27 protein-coding genes are annotated in these 25,870 nt (G+C 59.8%); 17 read left to right on the top strand and 10 right to left on the bottom strand.

Annotated elements, in window-relative coordinates:
• The 6 genes from QZ501_RS09545 to QZ501_RS09520 form a co-directional block, all read left to right on the top strand.
• Window positions 1-846 (top strand): diguanylate cyclase (locus QZ501_RS09545; protein WP_295719034.1); only part of this gene is annotated, 846 nt, incomplete at its 5' end.
• On the top strand, window positions 846-2,162 hold the full coding sequence (locus QZ501_RS09540) for a glycosyltransferase (RefSeq protein WP_160898389.1): 1,317 nt from the start codon (window positions 846-848) through the stop codon (window positions 2,160-2,162). The genes QZ501_RS09545 and QZ501_RS09540, both read left to right, overlap by 1 nt.
• 1 nt (window position 2,163) lies before the next feature.
• Window positions 2,164-4,293, top strand: coding sequence for a TolC family protein (locus QZ501_RS09535; RefSeq protein WP_160898388.1), 2,130 nt, complete (start codon window positions 2,164-2,166; stop codon window positions 4,291-4,293).
• A complete protein-coding gene (locus QZ501_RS09530) occupies window positions 4,290-5,333 on the top strand; it encodes an HlyD family efflux transporter periplasmic adaptor subunit (RefSeq protein WP_160898387.1) in 1,044 nt (347 codons plus the stop codon). The genes QZ501_RS09535 and QZ501_RS09530 overlap by 4 nt, the downstream gene beginning before the upstream one ends.
• 124 nt (window positions 5,334-5,457) lie before the next feature.
• Window positions 5,458-5,994 (top strand): DUF6795 domain-containing protein, encoded by a 537-nt coding sequence (locus QZ501_RS09525; protein ID WP_202405575.1) that lies wholly within the window; start codon window positions 5,458-5,460, stop codon window positions 5,992-5,994.
• Window positions 5,995-6,026: 32 nt separating this feature from the next.
• Window positions 6,027-7,199 (top strand): lipase family protein, encoded by a 1,173-nt coding sequence (locus QZ501_RS09520; protein WP_160898386.1) that lies wholly within the window; start codon window positions 6,027-6,029, stop codon window positions 7,197-7,199.
• A 12-nt stretch (window positions 7,200-7,211) separates the two neighbouring features.
• Here QZ501_RS09520 and QZ501_RS09515 read toward each other — a convergent pair whose 3' ends face one another.
• From QZ501_RS09515 to QZ501_RS09500, 4 genes are read right to left on the bottom strand one after another with little or no spacing between them, the layout of a single operon-like run.
• Complete coding sequence (locus QZ501_RS09515; protein ID WP_295719030.1) at window positions 7,212-8,156, bottom strand: NADP-dependent oxidoreductase; 945 nt, start codon at window positions 8,154-8,156, stop codon at window positions 7,212-7,214.
• 18 nt (window positions 8,157-8,174) lie between these two features.
• The gene (locus tag QZ501_RS09510) at window positions 8,175-8,618 is read right to left on the bottom strand and encodes a thioesterase family protein (protein WP_095616383.1); all 444 of its coding nucleotides are present in this window, start codon (window positions 8,616-8,618) and stop codon (window positions 8,175-8,177) included.
• Window positions 8,611-9,708 carry an SMP-30/gluconolactonase/LRE family protein gene (locus tag QZ501_RS09505; RefSeq protein WP_295719027.1) on the bottom strand — a complete coding sequence of 366 codons (1,098 nt, stop codon included), beginning with the start codon at window positions 9,706-9,708 and terminating at the stop codon, window positions 8,611-8,613. Before QZ501_RS09505 ends, QZ501_RS09510 begins: the two co-directional genes overlap by 8 nt.
• A gap of 21 nt (window positions 9,709-9,729) precedes the next feature.
• On the bottom strand, window positions 9,730-10,509 hold the full coding sequence (locus QZ501_RS09500; protein WP_295719025.1) for an alpha/beta fold hydrolase: 780 nt from the start codon (window positions 10,507-10,509) through the stop codon (window positions 9,730-9,732).
• Between the two features lie 105 nt (window positions 10,510-10,614).
• Here QZ501_RS09500 and QZ501_RS09495 point away from each other — a divergent pair, with 105 nt between their 5' ends.
• Together QZ501_RS09495 and QZ501_RS09490 are read left to right on the top strand one after the other, a co-directional pair.
• Window positions 10,615-11,064, top strand: coding sequence for a PilZ domain-containing protein (locus QZ501_RS09495; RefSeq protein ID WP_151440701.1), 450 nt, complete (start codon window positions 10,615-10,617; stop codon window positions 11,062-11,064).
• A 224-nt stretch (window positions 11,065-11,288) separates the two neighbouring features.
• Window positions 11,289-12,323, top strand: coding sequence for an AraC family transcriptional regulator (locus QZ501_RS09490; RefSeq protein WP_295719022.1), 1,035 nt, complete (start codon window positions 11,289-11,291; stop codon window positions 12,321-12,323).
• Here QZ501_RS09490 and QZ501_RS09485 read toward each other — a convergent pair.
• Window positions 12,320-13,105, bottom strand: coding sequence for a hypothetical protein (locus QZ501_RS09485; protein ID WP_151440703.1), 786 nt, complete (start codon window positions 13,103-13,105; stop codon window positions 12,320-12,322). The two genes, QZ501_RS09490 and QZ501_RS09485, sit on opposite strands and share 4 nt — an antisense overlap.
• A 2-nt stretch (window positions 13,106-13,107) precedes the next feature.
• The gene (locus QZ501_RS09480) at window positions 13,108-13,467 is read right to left on the bottom strand and encodes a DUF1499 domain-containing protein (RefSeq protein ID WP_151440704.1); all 360 of its coding nucleotides are present in this window, start codon (window positions 13,465-13,467) and stop codon (window positions 13,108-13,110) included.
• Between the two features lie 79 nt (window positions 13,468-13,546).
• On the opposite strand from QZ501_RS09480, the gene QZ501_RS09475 reads away from it, so the two are divergent.
• Both QZ501_RS09475 and QZ501_RS09470 read left to right on the top strand, forming a co-directional pair.
• Window positions 13,547-14,734: a Xaa-Pro peptidase family protein gene (locus tag QZ501_RS09475; protein WP_295719018.1), complete on the top strand. Its 1,188-nt coding sequence runs from the start codon at window positions 13,547-13,549 to the stop codon at window positions 14,732-14,734.
• Entirely contained in the window at window positions 14,731-16,008 is a 1,278-nt protein-coding gene (locus tag QZ501_RS09470) for a D-amino acid dehydrogenase (protein ID WP_295719016.1), read from the top strand. The genes QZ501_RS09475 and QZ501_RS09470 overlap by 4 nt, the downstream gene beginning before the upstream one ends.
• On the opposite strand, the gene QZ501_RS09465 is transcribed toward QZ501_RS09470, so the two are convergent.
• A complete protein-coding gene (locus tag QZ501_RS09465; RefSeq protein WP_295719015.1) occupies window positions 15,965-16,630 on the bottom strand; it encodes a class I SAM-dependent methyltransferase in 666 nt (221 codons plus the stop codon). The two genes, QZ501_RS09470 and QZ501_RS09465, sit on opposite strands and share 44 nt — an antisense overlap.
• A 73-nt stretch (window positions 16,631-16,703) precedes the next feature.
• Here QZ501_RS09465 and QZ501_RS09460 point away from each other — a divergent pair, with 73 nt between their 5' ends.
• On the top strand, window positions 16,704-17,588 hold the full coding sequence (locus QZ501_RS09460; protein WP_295719013.1) for an alpha/beta fold hydrolase: 885 nt from the start codon (window positions 16,704-16,706) through the stop codon (window positions 17,586-17,588).
• A gap of 78 nt (window positions 17,589-17,666) precedes the next feature.
• Here QZ501_RS09460 and QZ501_RS09455 read toward each other — a convergent pair whose 3' ends face one another.
• On the bottom strand, window positions 17,667-18,275 hold the full coding sequence (locus QZ501_RS09455) for a superoxide dismutase (RefSeq protein WP_095616373.1): 609 nt from the start codon (window positions 18,273-18,275) through the stop codon (window positions 17,667-17,669).
• A gap of 200 nt (window positions 18,276-18,475) precedes the next feature.
• Here QZ501_RS09455 and QZ501_RS09450 point away from each other — a divergent pair, with 200 nt between their 5' ends.
• The 6 genes from QZ501_RS09450 to QZ501_RS09425 all read left to right on the top strand — a co-directional run bounded on the left by QZ501_RS09450 (window position 18,476) and on the right by QZ501_RS09425 (window position 24,315).
• Window positions 18,476-19,171: a GntR family transcriptional regulator gene (locus QZ501_RS09450; protein ID WP_160898376.1), complete on the top strand. Its 696-nt coding sequence runs from the start codon at window positions 18,476-18,478 to the stop codon at window positions 19,169-19,171.
• Window positions 19,168-19,500: a hypothetical protein gene (locus tag QZ501_RS09445; RefSeq protein WP_295719010.1), complete on the top strand. Its 333-nt coding sequence runs from the start codon at window positions 19,168-19,170 to the stop codon at window positions 19,498-19,500. The genes QZ501_RS09450 and QZ501_RS09445 overlap by 4 nt, the downstream gene beginning before the upstream one ends.
• A gap of 12 nt (window positions 19,501-19,512) precedes the next feature.
• Window positions 19,513-21,549: a glycosyltransferase gene (locus tag QZ501_RS09440; RefSeq protein ID WP_295719007.1), complete on the top strand. Its 2,037-nt coding sequence runs from the start codon at window positions 19,513-19,515 to the stop codon at window positions 21,547-21,549.
• A complete protein-coding gene (locus tag QZ501_RS09435; protein ID WP_295719039.1) occupies window positions 21,549-22,448 on the top strand; it encodes an FkbM family methyltransferase in 900 nt (299 codons plus the stop codon). The genes QZ501_RS09440 and QZ501_RS09435 overlap by 1 nt, the downstream gene beginning before the upstream one ends.
• A 21-nt stretch (window positions 22,449-22,469) precedes the next feature.
• Entirely contained in the window at window positions 22,470-23,294 is an 825-nt protein-coding gene (locus QZ501_RS09430; RefSeq protein ID WP_363174767.1) for a glycosyltransferase family 2 protein, read from the top strand.
• Window positions 23,295-23,604: 310 nt separating this feature from the next.
• Entirely contained in the window at window positions 23,605-24,315 is a 711-nt protein-coding gene (locus tag QZ501_RS09425; protein WP_295719005.1) for a sulfotransferase domain-containing protein, read from the top strand.
• 135 nt (window positions 24,316-24,450) lie between these two features.
• Here QZ501_RS09425 and QZ501_RS09420 read toward each other — a convergent pair whose 3' ends face one another.
• Window positions 24,451-25,362 carry a glycosyltransferase family A protein gene (locus QZ501_RS09420; RefSeq protein ID WP_295719004.1) on the bottom strand — a complete coding sequence of 304 codons (912 nt, stop codon included), beginning with the start codon at window positions 25,360-25,362 and terminating at the stop codon, window positions 24,451-24,453.
• A gap of 29 nt (window positions 25,363-25,391) precedes the next feature.
• On the bottom strand, window positions 25,392-25,763 hold the full coding sequence (locus QZ501_RS09415) for a hypothetical protein (protein WP_295719002.1): 372 nt from the start codon (window positions 25,761-25,763) through the stop codon (window positions 25,392-25,394).
• Between the last annotated feature and the right edge of the window lie 107 nt (window positions 25,764-25,870).

The following is a 25,870-nucleotide window of genomic DNA, read 5'->3' as shown; positions in this document are numbered from 1 at the left end:
ATACGCCTCTGCACCCATTGCGGCTCAGCACGGCTCAACTACGTGGATGTCTGCCCGGACTGCCATGCTCTGGAGATCGCCCGGGAACCATCGCTGCATTGCTTCACCTGCGGTCACGTCGCGCCCCAGGATCATTTCCTCAAGCAGGGCCTGATGCTGTGCCCCAACTGCCTCACTCGCCTGCGCCACATTGGCAGTGATTACGACCGGCCACTCGAGAATTACCGCTGCCGGGCCTGCCAGAGCTTTTTCGTGGACGCCGAGGTTGAGGTGCGCTGCCTGGACTGCGACACGCACCATACCCCCGACGAATTACGCATCCGTGAGGTTCGACCCTACAGCCTGTCCGAGCAGGGCCGGTTGCGCTGTCGCCAGGGGTTCTCCGGGGAAGCTCAGGCCGAGAGCCACTTCGGGCGCCTGAACCTGGTTTCGGCCAATGCCTTTACCAACCTGCTGAACTGGCAGATCCAGCAGAGCCGACGCTATGGAGAAACCGCTCACGGCTCCCTGGTGCTGTTGCGCTTTGCCAATCTGGGTGAAGCACTCAGCCAGGAACGCGGCACGACGCTTCTGGACAGCCTGATTGACCGCATCCGGGAGACAATCCGCGAAACGGATCGCTGCGCCCGGACACGGGATGAATTGCTCTGGCTGCTGCTGCCCCACACCGACCGCCAGGGCATGGACCGGTTGCGCGAACGCCTGACCGAACTGAACCGGCTCTTCCGTGAGCAGGACGGGATTCACATCGACCTGCGCACGGTGGGAATCACTCTGCCGGAAAACCTGCTTCCCCAGGAAGACAGCGACCTTTTGATGGCCCGCCTCGGTGGCGAGGTCAGCTGATGCTGGAGGCACTCGCGGTATTCCCGAACGAACTCGCTGCAGGAGGTTTAACCCGGCTTTTCCTCGTGCTCTTCCCGTTCTTCGTCCTTCTGGAACTGCCGTTGAGCCTGTTGGTGCTTGCCGGTGTCATCCGCTGGTATACACGCAACCTCATGACCACGCCTCGGGCCAGCCTTTACCGGCCCAGGGTGTCGTGCATCATCACGTGCTACTCGGAAGGCAGGGATGTCCAGAACACCCTGCTGAGCCTGTGCGAGCAACTCTATCCCGGGGAGGTCGAGCTGATACCGGTGGTGGATGGTGCCACCGCCAATGAGGCGACCATGGAGGCCGTGCGCGACTTCCGGGTCGATCCTGTGCGTTACCCGAACCGGTTTCTACGCCCGATCGCCAAGTGGCAGCGCGGTGGCCGGGTTTCGTCGCTCAACGCCGGTCTGAGCCACGCCACCGGCGAGATCGTTTTCGCGCTGGACGGCGACACCTCTTTTGATAACGCCATGATCGGCGCCATGGTGCGCCACTTCGAGGATCCATCGGTCCCCGCTGTGTCCGGAAGCCTGCGTGTACGCAACAGCTGGCACTCACTCGCTACCGTGATGCAGTCTCTGGAATACTTCCTGTCAATCCAGACGTCCAGGGTAGGCCTCGGGGAATGGAACACGGTCAATAACATATCCGGCGCCTTCGGAGCCTTTCGCACCTCTTTCCTGCGCCATATCGGCGGCTGGGACACGCACACCGCCGAGGACCTTGACCTCACCCTGCGCATCAAGAGCTATTTCGGGCGCCACCCGCTGCGTATCCCGTTTGAACCAACCGCTGTCGGTCACACGGATGTCCCTGACACGCTGCGGGGCTTTTTCATGCAACGGCTGCGCTGGGACGGCGACCTGTTCTTCCTCTACATCCGCAAGCACCGCCACAGCATGACGCCACGGGTCCTGGGCTGGCGCAACTTTCTGATGACGCTTTTCAGCGGTTTCTTTTTCCAGCTGGTACTGCCCTTCCTGATCGTCGGGTACACGCTGGCCGGGCTGGTCCTGCTGCCCCTGAACGTCATTGCGGTGCTGGCAGTGCTGATTTACGCGGTTTACCTGCTCCAGACTCTCATCCTGTACCTGGCCGGCCTTCTGATGGTGTCCGAGCGCCCCTGGAACGACCTTAAGCTCGCCATTGCGTTGCCCGTCTTCCCGGTATTCATGTTTTTCCTGCGTGGCTGGGGCGTGATCTGCACCCTCAACGAAATGTTCCGGCGCGGTCACGAGGAAACCAGCATGGCACCCTGGTGGGTACTTCGGCGGGGAAGGAGGTTCTGAGATGCGATCACTCCGTGTGCGACTCCTGCTGCTGTCAGTCGGCCTGCTCCTGGCCCTGCCGGCCAATGCCGTGTCACTGGAAAACCTTCTGGAACGCATGGACGCCGGGCCTGAGGTGAAAGCTGCCAGGGCCGAACAACGAGCCCTCGCCGGGGAACGGCGGGAACGTTCGGAAGAGCGGGGCTGGTCCCTGTTCGGTGGGGCCACTGCCGGGCGCTTTCAGGAGCTGGAACCAACAGCCGGGCGCGTAGCCTACACCGGCTACGGAGCCCAATTGGGCCTGCGATACCCGTTACTCGGGACACTCCGGGACCGGACCGAAGCCCTGGTCAGGGCCAGTACCGCCGAGGAGCGCCAGAAACACCAGCGCGAGCTGGCAGAAACCGAGCAGCGACTGCGACTGCGCAGCACCTACATTGACTGGTGGGAAGCCCAGCAATACAGACGTCTCTGCCGCGCGATCGAACCCCTGGCGAGCGATGAACTCAGCCTGGTCCGCAAGCGCGCGCGTACCCGTGACCTGCGCACCTCGGAGCAGATGCTGCTGGAGCAGCGATGGTCACGCCGGCTGGACAGCTGCCAGCGCCGGGCCGCACGCGGAGCCGAACTGAGGTACCGGCTTGAGAGCCTCAGCGGCGTCTCACTGCCGGCCGACGCCCGGGCGGAATCGGCCCTTCTGCCGCTCTCACCGGCAGCCACAGAGCGCTGGCAATCCGCCCTCCGTCAGCATCCTCTCATGGCCCAACAGCGCAGTGTGCTCGAAGGAGCCCAGCGCGTGCGGCGCGATCGCTGGTACCACGATATTGATGCGGACTTTACCCTGGCCCAGCAGTTCGATTGGCGGAATGATATCCCGGGCACGGGAACCGGTCTGGTTGCGGGCCTCCGGTTCGAGGTGCCACTGCGTTCGCTGGGGAGCTATCAACAGAACAGCCGCTCAAACCAACGCTACCACGCCGCCCGGTATGAGTTGGATGCCACCCATAACCGGCTGAAGCGCAATCTCAGTGACGCACTGGCTCAATACAAACAAGCACTTGCTGAAACCCGGGACCAGATGCGTCAGGTCGAACTGAGTCGCCGCGTTGAAAGCGAACGCCAGGGGCGTGCACAGGTCGACCAGGAAGGGAGCTTCATGGCCCTGCGACTGGCCCGGGTCCAGACAGCCGACGCCATGCACGACTTCATCCGCAGCTGGCGCAACACCTGGCAGGAGGAAACCCAGCTGCGCCTGCTCGCCGGTTACGCTGAGACGGATACGCGTTACCTCGGACACCAGGGCCTCCCCTGGCCTGGCGCCGATGCGCGCGGCGAAAGCGACCCCGTAACGCTTTCTCAAAGCGACCAGGCTGGACGCCAGAAGAATTGGTCCCGCGCCGTGTACGTGTGGAACAGCTCCCGGCTACTGGCCCCGGAATCGCGGCAGGGTGAGTTGAATGCACTGGAGGAGGCGGGGTTCGATACGCTCCACCTGGGACTCAGCGCCAGGCAGCTTGCGAACAGTCAAGGCCTGAGCCAGCGGCTGCGCCAGCTGCTCGAAAGCGCCCATGCACGGAACCTCAATGTAACGCTCCTGCTGGGCGAGCCCAGCTGGCTCCGCCCCGACAAACGGCACAACCTGCGTGACCTGATCCAGCGCCTTGCCGGCCTGGACTTCGATGGCCTTCACCTTGATCTCGAAGTGGAGCAGCTCGGTTGGCCGGTCCCGGATGAACGCCTGGAGAACTGGCTGGCAACGGTGGCCATGGCACAGCAGGCCAGCCCCTGGCCTATCAGCCTGGTCAGTCACCACCGTTGGTTCGCGCCGGACCGGGACGGCCTGTGCATCCCGTGCCGACTCTCCGCCATGGGCGTTGAGTCCGTTTCCCTGATGATCTACACCACCAACCAGGCCAGCCTGACCGAACGCGCCACTGCCATCGCCACCCACTGGCCCGACATGGCCTTCCGTATTGTCCAGAGCGCCGAGGCGGACCTGGAATCGGCCAACAGCTGGCGTGGTACCCCCCTGAAAACGCTCAGATCAATGGAACGGGACTGGCGCCAGTCGATGGGGACCTCTGGCATTACGGGGATTGAATGGCAGGACTGGCGCAACTACCAGGCGATACCTGAAGAGGACCAACCATGAAAGTGCGCTTTTCCAGCCGCAAGGAATCCAATCCCACTGAAGAAGGCGGGCTCCGGGTGCTGTACGCGCCAGGCAAACGGGCTGCCTACCGGCTACGCTGGTACCTGATCCTGTTGCTGGTGGCCACGCCCTTCCTGTGGTTCCTGGGGCGTATTGGCTGGGAAGTACTGGTCATTGAGGCCCCGGGCCAGGTCGTTCAGCCGATCACTGAGATCCGCGCCCTGGAAGCCGGACGGGTGATGCGGATTAACCCCGAAGAACACGACCAGGTCAGCCCCGGCGATGAACTTGTCCAACTGGACAATCCCGCCCTTCGGGCGAAGCTGGCATCGCTTGATACGCTCGCCACCGCCAACGCGGCGACCGCCGCCGGGACCCGCCAGAAAGCAGCACTGGAACGGCGACTCGAACGGGCCCGGAACCGTGTCGAATCACTGGCTGAGCTCGTACAGCAGGGGGTGGCCACCCAGGGAGAATTCCAGGCAGCTGAAAACGAGGTGGACGCCCGCGAAAACGAATTGGCGGCGCTTGAGCGCACAAGTGCCGAGGAGATCATGGACACCAAGGCACTGACCACTCGACTGGAGCGCCAACGGGCCCTGGTTGAACAGCAGCTCGCACAGTTGACGATACATTCCCCCGTAAAAGGTACTGTCCATGCCATCGAGGTGGTGGCGGGAGAAAATGTCGGCCCCGGCACTACGCTGATGCGGATCGAACCGATGGGGGAGCCACGCATTCATCTCTATCTGGACACCGATCAGATCGACCTTGCAACCGTAGGCCAGCCGGTCAAGCTGCAATTCCCCGACGGCCAATGGCTCGATGCCCGTATTGCCGGTCACCCCATTGATGTCCAGCGGCGCCCGCCTTCATTGCGCTCCGCCTTTGGTGGGGACGACCAGAGTCTGCTGGTCGCGGCAATCCCCGAGGGAACCATTCCGGAGCGCTGGCGCGTGAATGAGGCACCGGTCACAGCCCGCTTTCCCAATGCATTGACCCGATGGTTCTCAGAACCCCGGGGTATTGACGGGCAGTAACGGGGTGGCCTAAATTTTCGATCCAGACAGGACGTCAGCCACAGGACAGGGACATGGTCGGCAAGCCCCTAACGGTTCCATCCCAACTCTCTATCGCTAACAAGATGCTAGCGAGGGGTCAGTGATGCCGAACCATCGCTCCATCTCATCGGGACTACTCCCCCTCACCCTTCTCCTGGTGGCTGCCAGCTACTTTCTGTATTCCAGCGAGGTCATGGCCGATATGTTCGGATGGTTCAAACGTTATGACGTGCATCTTTCGCCGGAGGTGAAGGGGCGGATTCTTAAGGATGGGGAGCCAATAGCCGACGTCGAAGTTTATCGGGAACTCATGCACGCCAAAAACTATATGGAGAAAACCGTAACTGATTCCGAGGGACGGTTTTCATTTCCAGAGAAAACAATACGTTCGCGAGAGCCGGGTAAACTGCTCGGCGTAGAGCATATCACCCAGTCCATCACGGCAGACCACGGTCAGACGACCTACCTCCTGTGGCGAACAACGACTACCAGCACAACCCCTGAAAAGGTCATCGTGGAAAAGCTGAACCACATGGAATGCGACCTAAGCGATCCCGAGAAGCTGCACCATTTTACCATGGCGGAACACCCCAACTTCACTCACAACATAAGAGGCATCTGCCGCTGGCCAGATAGTTGAACCACGGACGACAACTCACAAAAGGACTTGATATGAGTACGATCCCACCGAAGATAGCATCAGAGCTTGCAGACGCTGTTTACCAAGTTCGAAAACCGGACCGCACAGGAAGCTACGCTCTGGAAATCAACCCTAGCCTCCGGAAAGCTTTCAACATTGAACCCAAGAAGGACCTCGTCATCGGAGAAACGGGCGGCTTCTTTGGGCTTTATACCAAGAAATCCGGATTTGCCGTTATAGGGGAAGGCCAAAATCGGTTCCGCAGGGACACAGTAATTGCAGTACGAGGCAGTAGAACGGATGCCGATTACCTGACTAACTTCGACGTTGGCATTTCTACCGGCACAAATAATCAGAGCGTTCACTCGGGATTCGAAGAAACTTTCTCAAGTATGCGTCCTGTAATGGAGAAAAGGCTCCGGACACGTATGGATCAGGTTCGGGGCGAACACACCATTCACTGTGTGGGGCACAGTCTCGGCGGCGCTCTAGCATCACTGATAGCGGACTGGGTTAAATCTCGATTCCAAACCCAAGTCAACCTCTACACTTTCGGCGCCCCCAGAGTTGGACTGAATGGCTACGCTTTGACCAATACTGCCCGCATTGATAATCACTACCGCTGCACTCATGGAGCCGACCCCGTTCCATTAGTTCCCGTTTGGCCGTTCATTCATGCTCCAACAGAAGGAGCTGGCGAATACCGTCTTGATAGCGCCGAAGGTATCAGCTTTCCAGCCCACTCCATGGGAATCAATGGCACACCCGGCTACAGGAATACGGCTATGGCCGATGACTGGAGCGCGTTAAAGCGTCAATCCACCCGCTTCCTTAATCAACCCGTCCGGCTACGTTATGAAGACCGGCTCCAAGCCTCTTTCACGAATTACTGGTCAGAGAAGTTAAACGCTGCACTGATCACCCTGCTGAAAGATGCCGGATATTATTCCGTACTTGCCATTCAGAACACCATGAGCTCTGCTCTGACCTTCTACGACCGACTCGCAAAATCACTGGAGAAAATTGCGGACGCATCAACTGAGTTCGCTGAACAGACAGCAGGCCTTCTGGGCCACATGCTGGTCTTTGCCGGGAAAGCTGCAGTAGCGGTGACAAAACTCACCTACCAGTTCATCCGCTGGGTGTTCGAAACCACCATTGGCGCTCTCAACCGCTGCGTCAAAAAAGCGCTGGAATCCCTTTAGCGGGAAGCCAGGCTATGGCTGCAACACCAGCTTCCCCCGCACATGCCCATCCTCCTGCCGGCGATGGGCAGCAGCCGCATCACCGAGGGGGAAGGCGGCGGCGATATGGAGTTCCGCGTCACGGCGGTTAAGCAGTGCCAGGATCTCCTCGAGCTGGTCGGTATCCGGCTCAACCACGTAACCCGCCGCCTGGATGCCTTTCTCGGAGGCAAGGTCCTTGATGGCCTGGGCCGTCACAGTGGGAACGGTGACAAGCTTACCGTGTTCCCCGAGGGTGCTGAGCGCGGCCTTGCCGGCCTCGCCGCCCACCAGGTCGAGGACGGCGTCCAATCCATAGCAGACGTCATGGACGTCTTCCTGTTCATAATTGATGACGTCGTCAGCGCCCAACTGGTGGAGGAAATCCTCGTTGGCACCGGAGCCCGTAGTTACCACATGAGCCCCATGCTGAGCGGCAAACTGCACGGCAAAATGACCTACACCTCCGGCACCCCCAAGAATCAGAAGCTTCTGGCCGGGCTGAAGCCCAAGATGGCTGAACAGGCCCTGCCAGGCGGTGAGGGCGGCCAGGGGGACGGCTCCGATTTCTTCCAGTTTCAGCCCCTCCGGCGCCCGGCAGAGTTCGTCGGCCCGCACCAGGGTCTGCTCCGCGTAACCGCCACCGGCCCGAGGGAATCCGGTCATGCCAATAACCGGGTCACCTTTTTGCCAGCCATCAACATCGGTGCCCACCGCATCAATGGTGCCAGCCACTTCAAAGCCCGGCACCCAGGGCAGATGATCACGTATGGCATTGGCCACGAATCCCTGGCCAGAGCGGGTCTTGAAATCGATGGGATTGACCCCGGCACTGGCTACGCGCACACGCACCTGGCCCTCGCCGGGCTGAGGCAGCGCCGCTTCACGCAGTTCAAGGACGCCGGCATCACCGAATTCGGGAATGACGATCTGGCGCATGGCATATCCTCCAGGAGGTTACTGATCGTGGCTGGCCTTCTTTAACAGCTCGGCCATGGGCTCCGGAATCCGTGCCGGCCGCTGGGTCGCGGTATCAATACAGACATGGCGGGACTCCGCTTCCACCAGCGTCCGGCCATCACTGGGCCGGACCAGCTGGAACTGACGCCCGGAACGCAGCTTGCCGTCGAATTCGGTCAGCCAGGTTCCAAGGATCAGGTCATCATCGGCCAGCGCCGCGGCTTTGTAATCAATTTCGGTGCGCACAATCGCCATAGCGCGGCCAAGCTCTTCCTGCAGCTCCCAGGTCAGGCCCACGGACTCAATGTGCGCCCAGCTGATCTCTTCCATCCACTGCAGATAGACGGTGTTGTTGGCGTGCCCGAGGCGATCCACGTCCTGTTCAGAAACCCTGATGTTCATCGTGAACGGATCGGCCATCCGCCAGTGCCAGTCACTCATCCGGTTGCTCCCTCAGGGCTTTCATCGCCCGATCGTAATCCAGTCGACCAATGCGGTCATTGTAGAGTGAACCAAAATAGAGCGCACCGTCTCGCGCTTTCACCGAGGTTAACATCTGCACACGCTCCCCCGTCGGGTCATGCAGACTGCCCAGCATCTTCCCCTGCTGATCGAAAGCCAGTACCAGACCGTAGGGCTCGGGGCTCGGCTGCAGGAATTCCGGCAGCTTGGCCACCTGCTCCTTGAGCCAGGGACTCGGGTGGAAGGCGTCCATCTGTGGGTTGCGCCTGGTCGGCAGGGCCACCCAGATGATGCCGTTGTGATCCGCGGAGAGGTTATCCGGGAAGCCCGGTAGATTCCGGGCAAAAACCTCACTGGTACCCGCTTTCCCGCCTTCAAGCCAATACTGCTGGATGCGGTAGCGCCAGGTTTCATTGACCAGTACCGAACGCTCGTCCTCGGTCAGCGCCACCCCGTTGGCGAAGTGGAGGTCGTCCATCAGTGTTTCGGTTTCGCCGGTCTCCGGGTCGTAACGGAGCAGGCGCCCGTGCGGGCGGCTCTCGAGCATATCCAGGCGGTAGTCCGGCTGATGGAAGCGGCTGCTGGCGTCCGAGAAGTAGATGCGCCCGTCCGAGGCAATGGCCAGGTCATCGGTGAAAGCAAAGGGGGTACCTTCGGATCCAGTGGTCAGCACCTCAACAGTGCCATCCGGGGCGACCGACAGCAGCCCCTTCCAGGCGTCTGCAACGATCAGGTTCCCGTCATCGTCGAACTCCATGCCCAGGGGACGACCGCCGGTATCCGCGAAGGTCTCCACCTCGCCTTCCGGTGTCACGCGGATGATCCGCCCATCCTGCAGGCCGCCATAGACATTGCCCTCGCCATCCACCTCAGTGTCCTCCGGGCCTTCGATCTCACCCTTGGCAAGCACATCAGCGTCCTGCAGTGCTTCATTCGGTTTCGCTGGTCCTTCCAGTCCCGGCGCCTCCGGCGGCTCCCAGGCGGCGGAATCCACTGGAGAAGGCCAAAGGAAAAAGAGACCAAGGAACAGCAGAATGAGGACCAGGAGTGTGAGCAGGATTTTTTTCATTGTTATTCCAACTTGCTGGTTTCAGTTGTCTTCGGCCAGGAAGCGCTGGCAGATGCGGGCAAACAGCTCGGGTTTTTCCGCGTGGAGCCAGTGCCCGACCTCGGGAATCACCTTCAGTTCAGCCCGTGGAAAATAGCGCTGAACAGCGTCCTGGTGGCGGCTCTGGATATAGTCCGAATTGCCACCGCGAATGAAAAGGGTCGGGCCCTCATAGGCGCCCTCCGTCGTCGGGCCAGCCATGATCTGTTCGTAGCAGGCCAGGATTCCCGGCACATTCATCCGCCACCGGAACCCGCCGTCCGCCGACACCAGATTGGTCAGCAGAAACTGCCGCACGCCTTTCTCACCGATGTATTCCGCCAGCACCCCATCGGCTTCACGGCGGGATTTCACGGCGGCCGGATCCAGCGCCTCAAGTGCATCCTGAATGGCGTCATGGTGGGGCGCATAGGCCACCGGCGCAATGTCGGCAACGATCAGGCGCCGAACCCGCTCCGGCGCCATCAGTGCCATTTCCATGGCGGTCTTGCCGCCCATGGAATGGCCCAGAAGATGGGCTGTCTCCAACCCTGCCCGATCCATGTAGGCCAGCACGTCCGCTGCCATTTCGGGGTAGCTCATGCTGCGTGTATGCGGTGATTCACCGTGGTTGCGCAGGTCCAGGCTGTGCACCTCGAATTCCGGCGCCAGGCGTCGACGCACACCGCCCAGGGTATCGCCGGCGCCGAAGAGGCCATGCATGAGTATCAGGGGCGGGCCATCACCCTTGACGCCCGCATTGAGTTCCACCGTGTCTGTCAAAGCTGTTTCTCCGTGCCATAGCGCTCACCCGCCACTGGCGAAGAGCGGGCGACGGGCTTAGACTCGTAACATCAAGCAGTGTAAGCCTAAACGGAACCTGACCCCATGGCCACAGCAGCACCCCTTCACGATGAACGCCGCCACCTGCAGCGTTTCCCCGCCGCGGAACTGGAAGTCCGGTTGAAGCCAGGGCGCAGCCGCTTCAGGCGTGGAGAAGTCGTCGAAGCCGCCGATTTCACACGCGAGGGGGTCGCCATCATCACGTCCCGGAAACTGCGCATGGGGCAGAAGGTACTGGTGGATCTGACTCTGCGCCTGGACCGGAGCGAACTCCACCAGAACCGCCTGGTTGCGGTGGTCACAAACGTGCGCGCTGAAGGGGAACAGCACCGTTACGGTCTGAAATTCGACTTCCGGGCCAATGCCACGATGCGTGCCCTGGAGACCCAGGCCCGCCTGGGGCGCATGGAGGGGATTCTGGAGCGCATACAAAAAATGAAGGCCCGTCACCGCAGCGGTGAGGACCTCATCAGAACCTATTCAGGTCAGGGGTAAGAGCGGACCCCTCAGTTGAACGCGGGGATCTCGCTCAGATAATCGGACAGAGCCTTGAGATTGGCTTTTTCTTCTTCAGTGTGCGGAACACAGATTTCGAGGTTGGTATCCATATCCATGACGCGACTCCTTGGGTTTGTCAGGATTTCAGGTATTATCCTACGTCGCAATGCCTGAGCCGGCTTGACGCACCCGCTCAACCTTTTGACAGGTGGTAACAGTCGATGACAGACAGTCCCACGGTGAGCGCTTCCGGCACTCTTGCTCTCACCCACTACCTGACCAGCCGGGGATTCGCTTCCCAGGACCACATTGACGGCATTCTTGGGATCTCGTCAGAGGAACTTGAGGATCCCGACTGCCGTGTTGCTGTGTACAGCCATAATCAGCTGTGGCAGGAGGCACTCCTTCTGACCGGGGACCCGGCACTGGGATTGCGGCTGGGTGAGATTGTGGACCCGGACCGCATGGGGTTGATGAGCCACATCGTGTTCAACAGCGACACCATTGAACACGCGCTGGAGGAATACATGCGGCTTCACCGGCTCGTGAATGAGGCGGTGCACCTCTACCAGACCCGGGAGGGCGACCGGATACGGGTCACCTGGCATGTGCCCGACCCGGCGCTGTACTGCACTCCGGACATGGACCGCACCCTGTCCGCTGCGGTCACCCGTGCGCGCCACTTCATCCATCCCAGGCTGGCCATCGAGCAGCTGAGCCTGGCTCACGAGGACCCCGGCTACCGGGCCCACTACGAGCGGATCTTCCAGTGCCCGGTCACCTTCGGCACCGGTGAGACCAGCCTGTGTTTTCCGGCCCGCTACCTGGATTCGCCGCTGCCCCACCGCAACCCCTATGTGCATTCTGCCCTGACCACACACGTCAACCGGCTGCTGCGCCAGTTGCGCCCGCGCAAGACCGTTTCGGAACGGGTCCGGCGGATCGTCCAGAAACAGCTTCCGCGCACACCGGACGTGGACCGGGTGGCCTCGGCCATGCACATGAGCCGCCAGACGCTTTACCGCAAGCTGAAGAAAGAGGGCGAGAGCTTCCAGAACCTGGCGGAGACGGTGCGGCGGGAACGGGCACTGCAGTATGTGGCTGAGGGCGAATACGGCCTTACGGAGGTGGCGTTCCTGCTGGGATTCTCGGAGCTGAGTGCCTTCAGCCGGGCCTTCAAGCGCTGGACCGGGGAAAGCCCTGGCCACTACCGGGCACGGCACCGCGAAGAGCGCGCCTCAACGATGGCGGACTAATCCTCGCCGAACTGCAACACCAGATGATTCACCAGGCGCTGCAGACGCGCCCGGGCATGGCGCGCATTCAACGCGACCTGCTGCGCCGATGCCGATTCCTCCAGATCCCCGGGTGACAGATCCGGCCAATACAGCTCACAGGCAAGCCCCAGTTTGGGAATGCGCCCGCCCAGCAACCAGGGCAGGCTCACCACACCACTCTGGTTCACAGCACGGCGCAGGTGTTCGGGCAGACGCTCTATCAGGAAGCGGGCTGAAGCCGGAATGGGAATCGGCCGCCCCAGCCTTTCAGTACCACTGTGAGCCAGCAGCAGTACCGGCGCCTCCGCCCTCACAGCCGCTTCTATGAAGCGCTGGCTGCGGAACGGCTGTATGTCGATGCCGTTGCCGACATTACTGTATTCGCCTTCCGGCATGATGCAGCAGTCATTGAAGGTGCCGTTGCTCAGCTTGGCAACAACATCCTCGACCCCGGAATCCGCGGAGGTCTGCACCAGGCGCTCCAACAGAGGACCGACACCGGGCACCCGGTAAAACCCCCTCCAGGTCACTCCGAACGGCACCCTGTCACCTCCGCCGTGGCGCACCATGCTTCGCACCAGCGCTGCCAGTGCGGGCGCTGGGCCGAGTACGGGGCCATGATTCATGATGATCATCAGTCGGGGATGCGTCTGGAGGATGCCGGCCAGTTCGTCCATGCCGACACCATCCGCTTCTTCGCGGTAGAACAGCGGCGCCAGCCGATCGGCGATCGGGAGGAGGTCCTGGTAGGTGTGCGCCATGGCTACCTCTTCTTCAGCTCACTGCGCACGGTTTCCAGCCGCCGCCGGTTCACGCCGAAATCCGAATAGCCGAGCCGTGAGGCCGAACGCACCTGGATCACGCCCTGCTCCGGGTCACGGACAAAATCCAGATCGTCCACGAACCGCAGCACCCGGGTGCGGGCCTCGGCGCGGATGGTCTCCGCCGTCTGCTCCACGATCCGTACGCCCCCCAGTGCCTCCAGCACGCCAGGCAGCCGCTCCCATGTGCCTTCATCCCCCGGCAGGGGCTCTATGTACTGCTTCCCCCGGCCCTGGCTGGAAACACAATTGGGCTTGCGCGGACACGGCCTGAGTTGCGGACTTCCTGCATCAGTACTCATACGGACTCCATTCTGGACGACAGGGTCGGGGTAAATCTGCTTCACTTGCGTAAAGGTCAGACATTACCAGAGGCCAGCCATGGATCACACCGCGTACCTTGAGGCACTGCGAAGCACAGCAGCAGGCACTGAACAGAGCTTCGACGCCGAAGAATTCCGGGCACGCCGCCAGCGGGTGGCCAGCGCCATGCGCGAGGCCGGCCTTGAGGCACTGCTGGTGACCAATCCAGGCGAGATCAACTACCTCACCGGTTACCGGACCTTTGAGGTCTCGGTCCATGCGGCACTGGTCTTCCGCCCGGAGCGCTGCTTCCTCCAGGTGCCCTCCATTGAAACCGGCCCCGCTGCGGCGACGGCCCTGGTGGACGAGGTGGATGGATACCGGTGGGAGTCCGTCCAGTCCGTGATCGGCCCCCTGGTGGACCAGCTCCGGGACTGCCGCGCCATCGGCATCAACCAGTGGGGCAACGGCCTGCGCCCCGGCGTGCTGGACGCCCTTCGGGCCCAGTTGCCCGATACGGCCTTCCATGAATCCAGCGCCGTCCTGGACCGCGTCCGGCGCGTCAAGACAGCAGCAGAGCTGGAACGTCTGCACGAGAGCGCACGCATGACCATGGCCGGCCTGGAGGCCGCCATGGCCGTGATCGAACCGGGCGTGGACGAGAACACCATTGCGGCGGAAGGCGCCCGCGCCATGCTGGCCGCCGGCAGTGAGTTCATGAGCCTGCAGCCCATTGTGGTCAGCGGGCCACGCAGCAGCGTGATCCACCTCAACCATCAGAGTCGGGTTATCGAGAAGAACGAATCCGTCTTCCTCGAATTCGGAGCCGTGCGCCACCGCTACACCGCGCCGCAGATGCGTACAGCCGTTGCGGGGCAGGCGTCGGACCGGATGAAACGGCTCAACGATGTCTGCCACCGTCTTCACGACACGCTGGTCTCGGAGATGCGTCCGGGGCAGCGCTTTACAGACGCGGCAACAGCCGCCAATCGGGTCCTGGCGGAAGTTGCGGACGAGGTCTTTTTCTCCGGTGTCTTCGGCTACACCGTGGGAGCGCAGTTCCCTCCGAGCTGGGTCGAGGGGACCGGCTTCATCGCCGAGGGCGAGGAATCCCCGTTCGAGTCGGGCATGGTCTTCCACCTGCCCCTGTGCCTGCGGGCACCGGGTGAGTTCGGAATCGGTATGAGCAACACGGTCGTCGTAGGTGATAACGGGGCCACTCCCATCACCTATAACGACTGGCAGCTGCGGGAGCCATCCTCATGAGAGCACTTGTCGTCGGCGCCGGCATTGTCGGTTTAACCACCGCCCGGATGCTGGCCCGCAGAGGGTATTCAGTGACGGTGGTGGAAGCGCACGAGGGCCCGGGCATGGAGACAAGCTATGCCAATGCCGGCCAGCGCTCCTACGGCCACGTCTCCCCCTGGGCGGCACCGGATCTGATCGGCGTGGGCCTTAAGGGCCTGGTGCGTCGGCAGGGCCCGCTGAAGATGCACATGCCGCCAGCACCGAGAACGATCAGCTTTCTCTTCCAGACGCTGCGCTACGCTTGGGAGAGCGGCCGCTATGACGCCAGCAACCGCGCCATGCTCCAGCTTGGCCAGGTCAGCCGTAATGCGTTCCACGCGATTGACGAGGAACTGCCGGAAGGCTTTGATGGCCATCATGAGGGACTGCTGGAAATCAGCCGCGATCCGATCGAATACGCCGGCCTTCAGACCAAGGCCCGAGCATTGGCGGAACAGAGCATCGAGCATGAGTGGCTGAACGCCGACTCAGTCAATCGCCAGGAACCCGCGCTGGCGGCAACCGGGGACCTGCAGCCATCCCTTCTGATCAACGGTGACGGCACCGGCGACTGCCATCGCCTTTCACAACTGCTCATGGCTCAATGCCGGGAAGCGGGTGTCCGGTTCTTCTTCGGCACCAGCGTGACACAGTGGGAACATAACGGTAATGCCCTGGAAGGCGCGCACGTTTCCGACGGCAACAGGAGCTGGCTTGAAGCGGCTGATGCGACCGTTGTCTGTGCCGGCTGCGCCTCGCGGGACCTTGTCCGGCCACTGGGCCTGAAACTTCCTGTCTACCCGGTCAAGGGCTACTCTCTAACGGCGCCGCTGGACAATCCTGACAAAGCGCCCCGTTCCACGGTCGTGGATCTGGACAACAAGGTTGCCATCACCCGTCTCGGAGACCGGATGCGGATCACCGGCTTCGCGGAGCTGGCCGGCTTCAACCGCCGGATACCGGAATCACGACTGCAGGTGCTTCAGGAAGCCATCAACGAGCGCTTCCCTGGCGCAGCGGATTTCAATCATGCGGAGCCCTGGACCGGCTTCCGGCCCATGCTGCCTGATGGCCCGCCGGCCCTCGGCGCCGGCCCCTTACAGAACCTGTGGCTCAATACGGGCCATGGAACCTTTGGGTGGACCCTCTCGGCAGGAAGCGCGGAGCTGCTGGGCATGATGATGCACTCCGAGCCGACGCCCATTGATGTCAGCGCTTTTGACCCGTGCCGCTTCGGGGGCTCTCGCCGCTGACAGCCAGCCCGGTATTCCCTTCAATCACCGGTTGCACCAACGGCAGGGGGATATCCGGATGACGACGGACCTCGACGCCGCTCATATCAAAGCCGGCACGCTCAAAAACCCGACGGGTATCCCGGTTGATATTGCAGCCACAGGCAAGCGGTCTCCAGAGGGGGTTGAGACGCTGCTGCCAGCGGGCCAAGCCCGGCTCGGGGGCGGCCACATGTTCGAAGAACAGCAGCCGGCCGCCCGGCTTCAGCACCCGCACCATCTCAAGCGCGGCCCGGTCCGCCTCCGGGATGGTGCAGAACACCAGGAACGCCACCACGGTATCGAACCGGTTGTCCTCAAAGGGCATGGACTCAGCCCCCGCCTGCACCAGTTCCACCGGTGGCCCCTCATGGCGCGAAGCCACACGCTCCTGGCATTCGCCCAGCAGGACCTCCGAGGGCTCCAGGCCCACAATCCGTTCCACGGCTGGTCCGTAATGGCTCAGGCTGAGCCCGGAACCGATGCCGATCTCCAGCACTTCCCCCGACGCCTGGCTGAGCAGCTCCCGTCGGACATCCGCCAGCGTCCGCTCGGCCAGTTTCAGAACGGGCGAAAAGACGTGTCGTTCGTAAAATCCAGCCAATGACACAGCGCCTGCCTCCCGGATGATGGGTGATCGACAAGCATAACCCGGATCACCGCTACAGGTCAGACCCATGCGAACACGGACTCTCAGACGCCCCCAGACAGAACTCCATATTGTGGAGGATGGCGACCCGGCCAATCCGGCCATCCTCTTCCTGCACGGCTTCCCCGACTGCCATGACCTCTGGCTGCCCCATATGCAGGCACTGAGTAGCGACTACCACGTGATCGGTTTCGACATGCGGGGGGCGGGACAGAGCACCCCGCCAGCGCGTGCCGAAGGCTACCGGATCCCCTGCCTTCTGGAGGACATTGATGCGGTGATCACGGCTACCCAGGGCGGGGAAGGCACCGCACACCTGGTGGGCCACGACTGGGGCTCGATCATCGGCTGGAGCTTCGTTGCCGACCCGGTCTATGGCCGCCGTGCCGAATCCTGGACCAGCCTTTCCGGCCCGCATCTTGGAGCGGCGGCCGAATGGGTCCGGAACGGGATCCTGAAGGGCGGTGGCGACCGCAAACCGGCACTGAACCAGGTGCTGCACTCCTGGTACATGCTGGCACTGAACGTTCCCGGCCTTGGTCAGGCTGTGTTCAGCACCGTCGGCACGCCGGTTTACCGTGCTGCCCTGACCATGGGTGGCGTCCCGGCCGATCACCCTCACCTGGCACGCTCACGCGATGAGGTTACCCGCCTGACGCGCCATACGTTCCAGCTCTATCGCCAGAATGCGCTCAGCCCGCCGCCCACGCCACGCCCGGGCAGCATCAGAACGCCCAGCCAGATACTGATCCTGGAAGAGGACGCCTTCGCGACACCAGCAGTGTGCGAGGCCATGACCCGTTGCTGCCAGCAGGTGAGCTGCAAGCGGCTGGCGGCCAATCACTGGGCGCCGGTCACGCACCCTGAATGGATCCAGGAGCGCATCAGAGGGCTGGTGGCCAGCCTTCACTGACACACACAGAAAACCCCCGGCCGGACGCACCGGGCGGGGGTTGAAGCGCGCCCTTACAAGAGGGCGGCCAGGGCCGGTTTACGCCTTGTTGAGCTGTTCCTCGGCGTACTCGTAATTGGCCAGGTTGTTCAGGAAGTTCATGACATAGTCCGGACGACGGTTGCGGAAGTCCAGATAGTAACTGTGCTCCCAGACGTCCAGTGCCAGCAGAACCTTGCCTTCACCGGTTGCCAGCGGGTTGACGGCGTTCGGGGTCTTGGTGACCTTCAGCTTGCCGTCGTTGCCCAGCACGAGCCAGCCCCAGCCGGAACCGAACTGGCCGACAGCGGTGGTCTTGAACTGCTCCTTGAAGTCATCCACGGAACCGAAGTCCTCGACCAGCTTCTGCTCCAGCTTGCCCGGAATACCGCCACCGTTGGGGGACATGTTTTCCCAGAAGAAGTTGTGGTTCCAGTGCTGGCCAGCCTGGTTGAATACTTTCTGCAGGTCATCACGGCCATAGGCGAGCTTGACGATTTCTTCCAGCGACTTGCCCTGCAGGTTGCTGTCCTGCTCGACCAGACTGTTCAGGGTCGTGACATAGGTGTTGTGGTGCTTGCCGTGGTGGAGCTCAAGCGTTTCCTGGCACATCCCCTTTTCCGCGAGTGCGTTGTAGGAATAGGGAAGATTGGGGAGTTCAAAAGCCATAGTGTTTCCTCCTTAACGGCCTTCAGTATTGGGGGCTCGACCCCTCGGTGCCGACAAAGTCAACCGAGCCCCTTCGTTGGGGTCTACGTTACCACTTTGGGATCAGTTTGAGAGAAATCAAGGGCCGACTTGCACAACCGCTGATTTGTGCAACGATGACATGATACGATCCTCCCATAAAATGAACCCGAGTTCCGGCAATGCAGTCGTTCAAACCCCGCGAAACCCTGAGTGAACAGGTTGCCCGTCACCTTGAGAACATGATCGCCTTTGAACAGCTCAGTTCAGGCGATCGGATCCATGAAAGCAACATGGCCAAAGAGCTGGACGTGAGCCATGGCGCCGTAAGGGAGGCGCTGCTGATGCTGGAGAAACGCCACCTGGTGCGCAACGTGCCCCGTAAGGGGGCATTTGTGACCACGCTGGATGAGGACTTCGTACGCAGCCTGTACGAAGCGATGAGTGTGTTTCTGGGCCACACCGGGCGCAAGCTGGTCCGCCAGTGGGAAACCGGCGATATGGAGCGGTTGGAATCACTGTACCAAAGCATGTGCGAGTCCTTCCGTAACGGCCAGCTTATGGAATTCCTGGATACCGGCATTGAATACACCCAGGCCTCGCTGGCCTATGCCAACAACTACTTCATCACCGCCGCCATCAATGACCTCTGGCCCTCGGCCAAACGCTGCGCGTTTGTGGCCCTGCGCCAGGGCAATAGGGTACTGGAGGACAACCTCAATCACATGCGTGAATCGCTCGACCTGCTGCGCGCCCGTGATGAGGAAGGGCTGGTGCAGAACGTCCATGAATACGCGATGAAGCAGTGTGAGCAGGTGATTGCATGCCTGCCGGACAACACGGAAGGATCGGGGTCCCAGGGAGCGACCGGCTCATGAAACGCCACCAGGTTCTGCTGCTCACAACGCTGATACTGCTGCTGGCTGGCTGCAGTCTGGTCCAGCCTGAAAAAAAGACTCCTTCGGAGCCGGAAGCGGACATTGACTGTGAATGGACGGTAATGCGTGGCGTTGCGGAACTGGTGAGTTTCGAGGAAAATACCGCGGCGATGGATTTCTTCCCCGGGGAGATCCGATTCCATACTGAGATGGGTGATCGCGACTGGGCTCCAGGGGATGAATTCAAGGTGCTTCTCGAAACATCGGATCATCCTGAGTGCGGAGAGCCGAGAGTGCGTGAATTGAGCCCGCTGGGGCCAGACGCCTGACCGGAGTCGACATTGCCCTTTTCCTTTCATGCTCTGGTCGCATTTGCTGTTACCAGCCTCTTTGCCGTCGCAATCGCCGGCTCCCTGATCGTTGACAGCCTTCTTTCCGGCGCCACCTACGGCGTTGCGCTTGCCGGCCTCGGATTCATCGTCATGGCCAGGCTGCGCGGCGCCCGTGCGCTTCCTCCCGCTGACCGGGAGATCAAGCTGATCGGCTTTGCCCTGGCGATCTTTGCACTCGTCAGCCTTGCCACCTGGGCCCTGAACGGTTTCGGGTACGAGGACTTCAAGAACCTGGGCAAACACGGGCGCCTACTGCTTTTCTGGCCACTTCTTGTCGCGCTGGCCTACTCAGGGTTACGGGAAAGAGCGGCCCTTCTGGGGCTGGCGGGGTGTGCGGCCCTCGCAGGCCTGGTCGCGGCAGAGCCCCTGCTCTGGGGTGAAGACATTCACCGGGCGAATGGGGCCACCAACGCCATTCCCTTCGGCAACCTGTCACTGCTCAGTGGCCTGATGCTTCTGGGTCTGGCAGGACCCCTTTTCAGCAACAGGCACTATACGCCCTGCCTGCTGGCACTGCTCGCCGGTCTGTTGGGCCTTACCGCCGCCTACCTGTCCGGCACCCGGAACAACGTTCTGGTCCTGCCGGTCCTGCTTCTCTTTCTGGTTCTTTTTGCCGGCCGCCGCCAGCGGATTGTCTCGGCCATCGCCGGACTGCTGATTCTGGGACTGTTCGTGGGCCTGGAATCACGGCTCGGGGAAGGGATTATGGCAGTGCTGGACGGGGACTATGGCCGGGGCATCCAGTACCGGTTCGATGTCTGGCAGCACGCGCTGGCCCTCTTTACCAGCGCCCCTTTCTCCGGCGTGGGCGTCCAGGGTTACGCGCAAGCGTTACAGGCCAGCATTGAAGCGGGCGAGCTGCCCCAGGGGCTGGCCCGCTGCTGTCTCGACCACGCGCACAACGACCTGTTCCAGATCCTGGCCACCCGGGGCCTTCTCGGGGCGCTCTCCTGGCTGTTGGTGCTCGGTATCCCATTCACCCAGTTCCTGCGTTACGCCCGGCATGAGAATGATCGGGTCGCTTCACTGGCTCGGGTTGGCGCCATGGTCCCGCTTGCCTACCTGATCTTCGGGCTGACCGAAGCCACGCTTGAGCGCGGCATCTACATCACCTTCTACCTGCTGAGCGTAACCTTAGTGACCCACCTCCTGTTCCGGGCTCTCGATGAGAGCCTGACCCGTACGCGAAGCCAGCGACTCAGCGCCACCGTGATCACCTACAACGAAGCGGACAACATTGGCCCCTGCCTCGAATCCCTGAAGGGCCTCGCGGACGAAATCATTGTTGTGGACAGCGGGAGCACCGACGACACGGTCGCCATTGCCCGGCAATACACAGACAGAATCACTGTCACTGACTGGCCCGGCTTCGGCCCCCAGAAACAACGGGCCCTGGAACAGGCAACAGGGGAATGGGTATTGTCCATCGATGCCGATGAACGGATAACGCCCTACCTCGCCCGGGAAATCAACCACAGGCTTGCCGGGGAACCCAATTCGGATGCTTTCAAGCTCCGCTGGGCCGTGACCATTTACGGCAAACGTCTGGACTTCGGCCGCAGCGCCCGCGCCCCGCTGCGCGTGTTCCGCCGAGAAGGCTCCGCGTTCTCCAGTGCCCAGGTCCACGAAGCCATACTCCTTCCGGACGGTGCCCGCATCAGGACACTGCGTGGCCGCCTGACCCATTACACCCACCGCGATTATGGCCACGCCCTGGCCAAGAGCGCCCAGTACTCCTGGCTGAGCGCCCAACAGAAAGCGGAGAAAGGTAAGCGGACCCGGACACTGCTCTACCCGACACTGAGGGCCATTACAACCTTCATTCAGGTCTATATACTACGGCTTGGATTCCTTGATGGGCCGGTGGGTTACCTGATGGCAGTGACCTATGCCCAGACCAGCTTTAATACGTATGCGGGGCTCTGGACCTTGCGAGGGCAAGACTATGTCCAAAAAGATAAAAGCGCTAACGAGTATAAGTTGTGATGACTGAACAGCCTCGCCTTGACCCCGAGCATTTTGGTCAGCACTACCCTTCTAAACTGGTTGACCGGCTCATCCGTTTTTCACAGAACTCCTCACCTCGAGGAATCAGTTCTCATACGGCCAGTCTCATCCGTTCGCTGACCACCAGATTCGCAGAAAAACCCTTGGACCTCGAGGCTCAAGGCATTCGGCTCCGCTGTTTTCTCGACGACAATTACTCTGAGAAGAAGTTTATTTTCACACCGTGGCGATTCGATGCTGGGGAACGACAATACATCGAAACATATTTACCTTCAGACGGTGTATTCGTGGATATTGGGGCCAATATAGGCATTTACTCCCTGACTGCACTCAAGGCGCTGGGCAAGACTGGACAGCTTGTCGCCATCGAACCAAACCCCAACGTCTATGAACGTTTACGATTCAACATTGACGCCAACCTATCCCAAGATGACGTCTCTCCCACTATATGCACTCTCCAGTGCGGCGTTTCAGACCGAAACGAAACACTGGAGCTTTATATCAACCAGTCAAACCTTGGAGAGAGCTCGGTTCGTCGGTCAGGCCGACGTCTACCCGGAAACGATAACGACACCCAAAGACCTATCCAGACAATACAGTGTCGGCCTTTACTCGATATTCTCAAAGAGCTTCAACTGTCTCGAGTTGATGGTATCAAGATAGATATTGAGGGAGCCGAAGATAAGGCTCTGGTGCCTTATCTCGAGCATGCCCCGACTTCTCTTTTGGCTCGCTTTATACTGATGGAAAACTCAGAAACAGCCTGGGAGCTTCCCCTGTCCGAAAGACTGAAAGAACGGGGTTATCAGCGGGTTAAAGACTACGGCATGAACAGTCTTTACAAACTCGACCCTCTTGAAAGCAACACAGACTCCTGACCCTGGCGCAAGCATTAAATCATGAAACTTTCCGTCATAATGACCACCTACAACTCACCGCGATGGCTGGAAAAAGTACTCTGGGGCTACAGTGTCCAGAGACATAGAGACTTCGAGGTGATCGTAGCCGACGACGGGTCAGGACCAGAAACCGCTAGCCTGATCCGGCGCATGCGTGAAGAGACCAACATGACCCTCCACCACATCTGGCAGGAAGACGATGGTTTCCGCAAATGCCGGATTCTGAACAAAGCAATCCTCAAAGCGAGCGCCCCCTACCTTGTCTTCACCGATGGGGACTGCATTCCCCGATCAGACTTTCTGGAGGTACACGCCCATGAGGCAGAAACAGGACGGTTCCTGTCCGGCGGCTATCACAAGCTCCCAATGGAAACCAGTGCAGCCATTACGAAAGAAGACATTCTGGAAGGTGCTTGCTTTGAACTCCCGTGGCTGAGACAACATGGGCTAAAAGCCAGTTACAAGAACAGCAAACTAACCGCGACACCTCTCCAAGCAAAGATTCTAAACCGCCTGACTCCCACCAATTGCAACTTTAAAGGATCCAATGCGTCTGCCTGGCGTGAGGACATACTGAAAGTGAATGGCTTTGATGAGCAAATGGCATGGGGAGGCCTGGATCGCGAGATCGGGGTACGACTGGTCAATGCTGGTATCAAGCCCAAGCATGTGCGCTACAACGCCATTGTCATTCACCTTGACCACAAGCGCGGCTATAAGAACCCTGAGCTGGTACGGCAAAACAAGTCACTAAGGGTATCTCGTGAAAAGGACGGCACAACCTACACACCGCACGGGATTGACCAGCTGCCTACGGAGGAATGAAAACGAGTTCTAGCCTTCAGGGCGACCGGCGCGACGCTTAACTTGAATGGGCAACTGTACTGCCTAAGCTTCTTGCTTATGATTCGCCTCTTGGGGCAATAATGAATCAAGAATTAACGCCTTTCCCTAAATTCGGACCAACTCATAATGCCCGGAGAACGCCACCTTTTCTAATAAAGGCTCCAACTACAACATTATCTTAAAACCTTCCATGCGGGCACTGCCCCGCCTACAAACTACTCAAACTATTCCCATAGCCCACCAATTTCATTAAGATATCTATCGATATTAACGTTTTACGGATATGAATATGCGGATACTTATCGCAAGCTTTCCCCGCGCAGGCTCAACCATGCTTTTTCGAGCCATTGCAGGACTCCCCCAAAAAAGCTGGACACCCAAGAATCCAGTTTGTGAATTTGTGCGTGACCTATCAGACTTGCCCGACAAGCCGTTCTTAAAAACACACAGCCCTGCGCCGCAAAGTTTACCTGACGACGTTCGCGTAATTTATCTTTATGGCGACCCCATAGACTCTATTGTATCATCAACAAAAAAACGCTGGGACACCAACAGTTGGCGGATGAATAACTGGTTTCAAGATTACGAGCCAGACCTATACAACAGCGATGATTTCCAGCTTAAAAACAACTTCGAGTCATGGATGTCGCCACAAGACTACCCCGTACTAGCAATCCGTTATGAATCTTTATGGGAAAATCACGAAAAAATCGTCAAGTTCATAGGGTACAACTTTGCACTCCCCGAAAAGAGAAATAGAAATACCGAGATAGAAGAAAACCTGAAAAACCATTTAAAAGAAACATATAAAGAGCTGATAAAAAGAGTAAAAGAGGCTCCAGATACAGCTTTAATCCAAAAAGAAAAAATAAATAATCCCAAAACGGAACAGGTGCCAACCCCCGATGAAAGGACCAACCTCAACTTCCGGATCTGCAGAATTTACGCTCGGATACATGAAAAATTGATTCGAAAAATCAAAAAAATAGGAAACTATTAAAGCGACTATAACTCTAACCCTGTCAGGCAACATGACACCAACGATAGCCTGCCCCGGATAGAGTTCTAAAAGCAGTACTTTAAACAGCTTTTAGATGTCTAGAATATCGAGACTTGCCACTGCCAAGGTCCCCGGTTAAGTGCGCAGAGCCTTAAAAAGAATTCGGCGCAGAGCCAACTCAAGTGTGTTGAGCTTTTTCAACCAGCGACTCCCCTGCATGGGATAGTAGCACCAAGGCTTGGGGAGACTGTCACTCTCACAGCTCAGAAAATCCTCTGCTACCGGCAAGACCTCGGTTGACCTGCGGTACATTGCTTCAACAGCCTCGGAAGACATGATGTGGAACGGATACAGGCCGCACGCACGGCGTTTCTCCGCAATGCGCAGAGCCAATGTCTTTTTCTTGCCCCGATAGGCGGGCACCTCGGGCAACCACATGGCGAAGGGGGCGAACAAGTGCCCCATCCGGCCGAAGAGCTGTTGCGCCTGACGATCATTCTCCGGCTCAGAACGTGCGAACTTCCAGCCTTTTGCCAGAAGTCTCTGCGGCCGAGTCACGGAGACCGCCGAAAAATAGCGTCCAGCGCTCTGGCCGGATGGTGCTCTGAAATACAGTCCAGCCGCCTCATCATAGGTCATGATGGATTCATTGCGCTCGCGATTACTGCCTTTCAGGAAGCAGGGCTGAATGAAAGCCAGGGATTCATCCGCATCAAATCTGGCTTTGATCCCATTGATCTCCTCTGAGGAAAGGGGCCGAACCACCTGCATATCGTCCTGCAGAAAACACACCAGTGACTCTTCGCTGCAGTATTCAAGCGCCGACTGCATGTTCCCGTAGAGACCACCCAACTTATGCGTGGACACATTACCCGGCTTCAGGACCCGGTGATTGCGCTCAATGCCGTCGAGAACCTTCACTGTCTCAGGGTCATTACTGTCATCATCAAATACGATAATGCCGGCGTCCGGTACACACTGCTCAATGGAACGTACGCAGTTCTCGAGAAACCGACCGCGGTTAAAAGAAAAAACGCAGAAAATCATGTGAAGGTAGCCCTGATGAGTGTTCCAATCTATTTGCGCCGATCCAGACGCCCTTCCCGGTACCAGGATTGCATAAGACGTAACCAGGTTCGGAGACGGGTCTTTGTTTCACTGCCTGAATAACGCCCCTTCTGAACATGCCGGATCCGGTAGACCCCGGGGATCTCAACGGGAACACCCTGACTCCGTACAAGCCAGCGGAAAGCCCGATCCTCATGAGCCTTGCGCCAGCGATCTGACGGCGTCTGATAGAGCTTCAGCGAGCGGCAGTAGCCCACCGCCCGACAAACATCACCGTGAGCGATCTGGAGTGGTCCCGTGGCGCGTGAAGGATGCTGGGCGGTGAACACATCGTCATCCACATCAACAAGCGCGGGCTCACCGGCCCCCTGCCGAAGCATCGGGTTATCTTCCCGCAGAAGCTCAGTACACCGCTCCTCAGAGGGATACACAAGAGCATCACGGCGATTCTGTAACTGTTTAGCCAACCCATCAAGACACCCATCAC

Origin of the sequence: uncultured Halovibrio sp., from assembly GCF_913056445.1 — a bacterium.
GTDB classification, from domain to species: Bacteria; Pseudomonadota; Gammaproteobacteria; order Pseudomonadales; family Oleiphilaceae; genus Halospina; species Halospina utahensis_B.
The sequence above is the reverse complement of the archived record's forward strand: the minus strand, read 5'-3'. Positions and strand labels throughout refer to the sequence as shown.

What these genes read in the sequence shown, in the direction of transcription:
- QZ501_RS09540 (WP_160898389.1), top strand. Translation starts at nt 846, where the DNA reads ATGCTGGAGGCACTCGCGGTATTCCCGAACGAACTCGCTGCAGGAGGT.
- QZ501_RS09535 (WP_160898388.1), top strand. Translation starts at nt 2,164, where the DNA reads ATGCGATCACTCCGTGTGCGACTCCTGCTGCTGTCAGTCGGCCTGCTC.
- QZ501_RS09530 (WP_160898387.1), top strand. Translation starts at nt 4,290, where the DNA reads ATGAAAGTGCGCTTTTCCAGCCGCAAGGAATCCAATCCCACTGAAGAA.
- QZ501_RS09525 (WP_202405575.1), top strand. Translation starts at nt 5,458, where the DNA reads ATGCCGAACCATCGCTCCATCTCATCGGGACTACTCCCCCTCACCCTT.
- QZ501_RS09520 (WP_160898386.1), top strand. Translation starts at nt 6,027, where the DNA reads ATGAGTACGATCCCACCGAAGATAGCATCAGAGCTTGCAGACGCTGTT.
- QZ501_RS09515 (WP_295719030.1), bottom strand. Translation starts at nt 8,156, where the DNA reads ATGCGCCAGATCGTCATTCCCGAATTCGGTGATGCCGGCGTCCTTGAA.
- QZ501_RS09510 (WP_095616383.1), bottom strand. Translation starts at nt 8,618, where the DNA reads ATGAGTGACTGGCACTGGCGGATGGCCGATCCGTTCACGATGAACATC.
- QZ501_RS09505 (WP_295719027.1), bottom strand. Translation starts at nt 9,708, where the DNA reads ATGAAAAAAATCCTGCTCACACTCCTGGTCCTCATTCTGCTGTTCCTT.
- QZ501_RS09495 (WP_151440701.1), top strand. Translation starts at nt 10,615, where the DNA reads ATGGCCACAGCAGCACCCCTTCACGATGAACGCCGCCACCTGCAGCGT.
- QZ501_RS09490 (WP_295719022.1), top strand. Translation starts at nt 11,289, where the DNA reads ATGACAGACAGTCCCACGGTGAGCGCTTCCGGCACTCTTGCTCTCACC.
- QZ501_RS09485 (WP_151440703.1), bottom strand. Translation starts at nt 13,105, where the DNA reads ATGGCGCACACCTACCAGGACCTCCTCCCGATCGCCGATCGGCTGGCG.
- QZ501_RS09480 (WP_151440704.1), bottom strand. Translation starts at nt 13,467, where the DNA reads ATGAGTACTGATGCAGGAAGTCCGCAACTCAGGCCGTGTCCGCGCAAG.
- QZ501_RS09475 (WP_295719018.1), top strand. Translation starts at nt 13,547, where the DNA reads ATGGATCACACCGCGTACCTTGAGGCACTGCGAAGCACAGCAGCAGGC.
- QZ501_RS09470 (WP_295719016.1), top strand. Translation starts at nt 14,731, where the DNA reads ATGAGAGCACTTGTCGTCGGCGCCGGCATTGTCGGTTTAACCACCGCC.
- QZ501_RS09460 (WP_295719013.1), top strand. Translation starts at nt 16,704, where the DNA reads ATGCGAACACGGACTCTCAGACGCCCCCAGACAGAACTCCATATTGTG.
- QZ501_RS09455 (WP_095616373.1), bottom strand. Translation starts at nt 18,275, where the DNA reads ATGGCTTTTGAACTCCCCAATCTTCCCTATTCCTACAACGCACTCGCG.
- QZ501_RS09450 (WP_160898376.1), top strand. Translation starts at nt 18,476, where the DNA reads ATGCAGTCGTTCAAACCCCGCGAAACCCTGAGTGAACAGGTTGCCCGT.
- QZ501_RS09445 (WP_295719010.1), top strand. Translation starts at nt 19,168, where the DNA reads ATGAAACGCCACCAGGTTCTGCTGCTCACAACGCTGATACTGCTGCTG.
- QZ501_RS09435 (WP_295719039.1), top strand. Translation starts at nt 21,549, where the DNA reads ATGACTGAACAGCCTCGCCTTGACCCCGAGCATTTTGGTCAGCACTAC.
- QZ501_RS09430 (WP_363174767.1), top strand. Translation starts at nt 22,470, where the DNA reads ATGAAACTTTCCGTCATAATGACCACCTACAACTCACCGCGATGGCTG.
- QZ501_RS09425 (WP_295719005.1), top strand. Translation starts at nt 23,605, where the DNA reads ATGCGGATACTTATCGCAAGCTTTCCCCGCGCAGGCTCAACCATGCTT.
- QZ501_RS09420 (WP_295719004.1), bottom strand. Translation starts at nt 25,362, where the DNA reads ATGATTTTCTGCGTTTTTTCTTTTAACCGCGGTCGGTTTCTCGAGAAC.
- QZ501_RS09415 (WP_295719002.1), bottom strand. Translation starts at nt 25,763, where the DNA reads ATGCTTCGGCAGGGGGCCGGTGAGCCCGCGCTTGTTGATGTGGATGAC.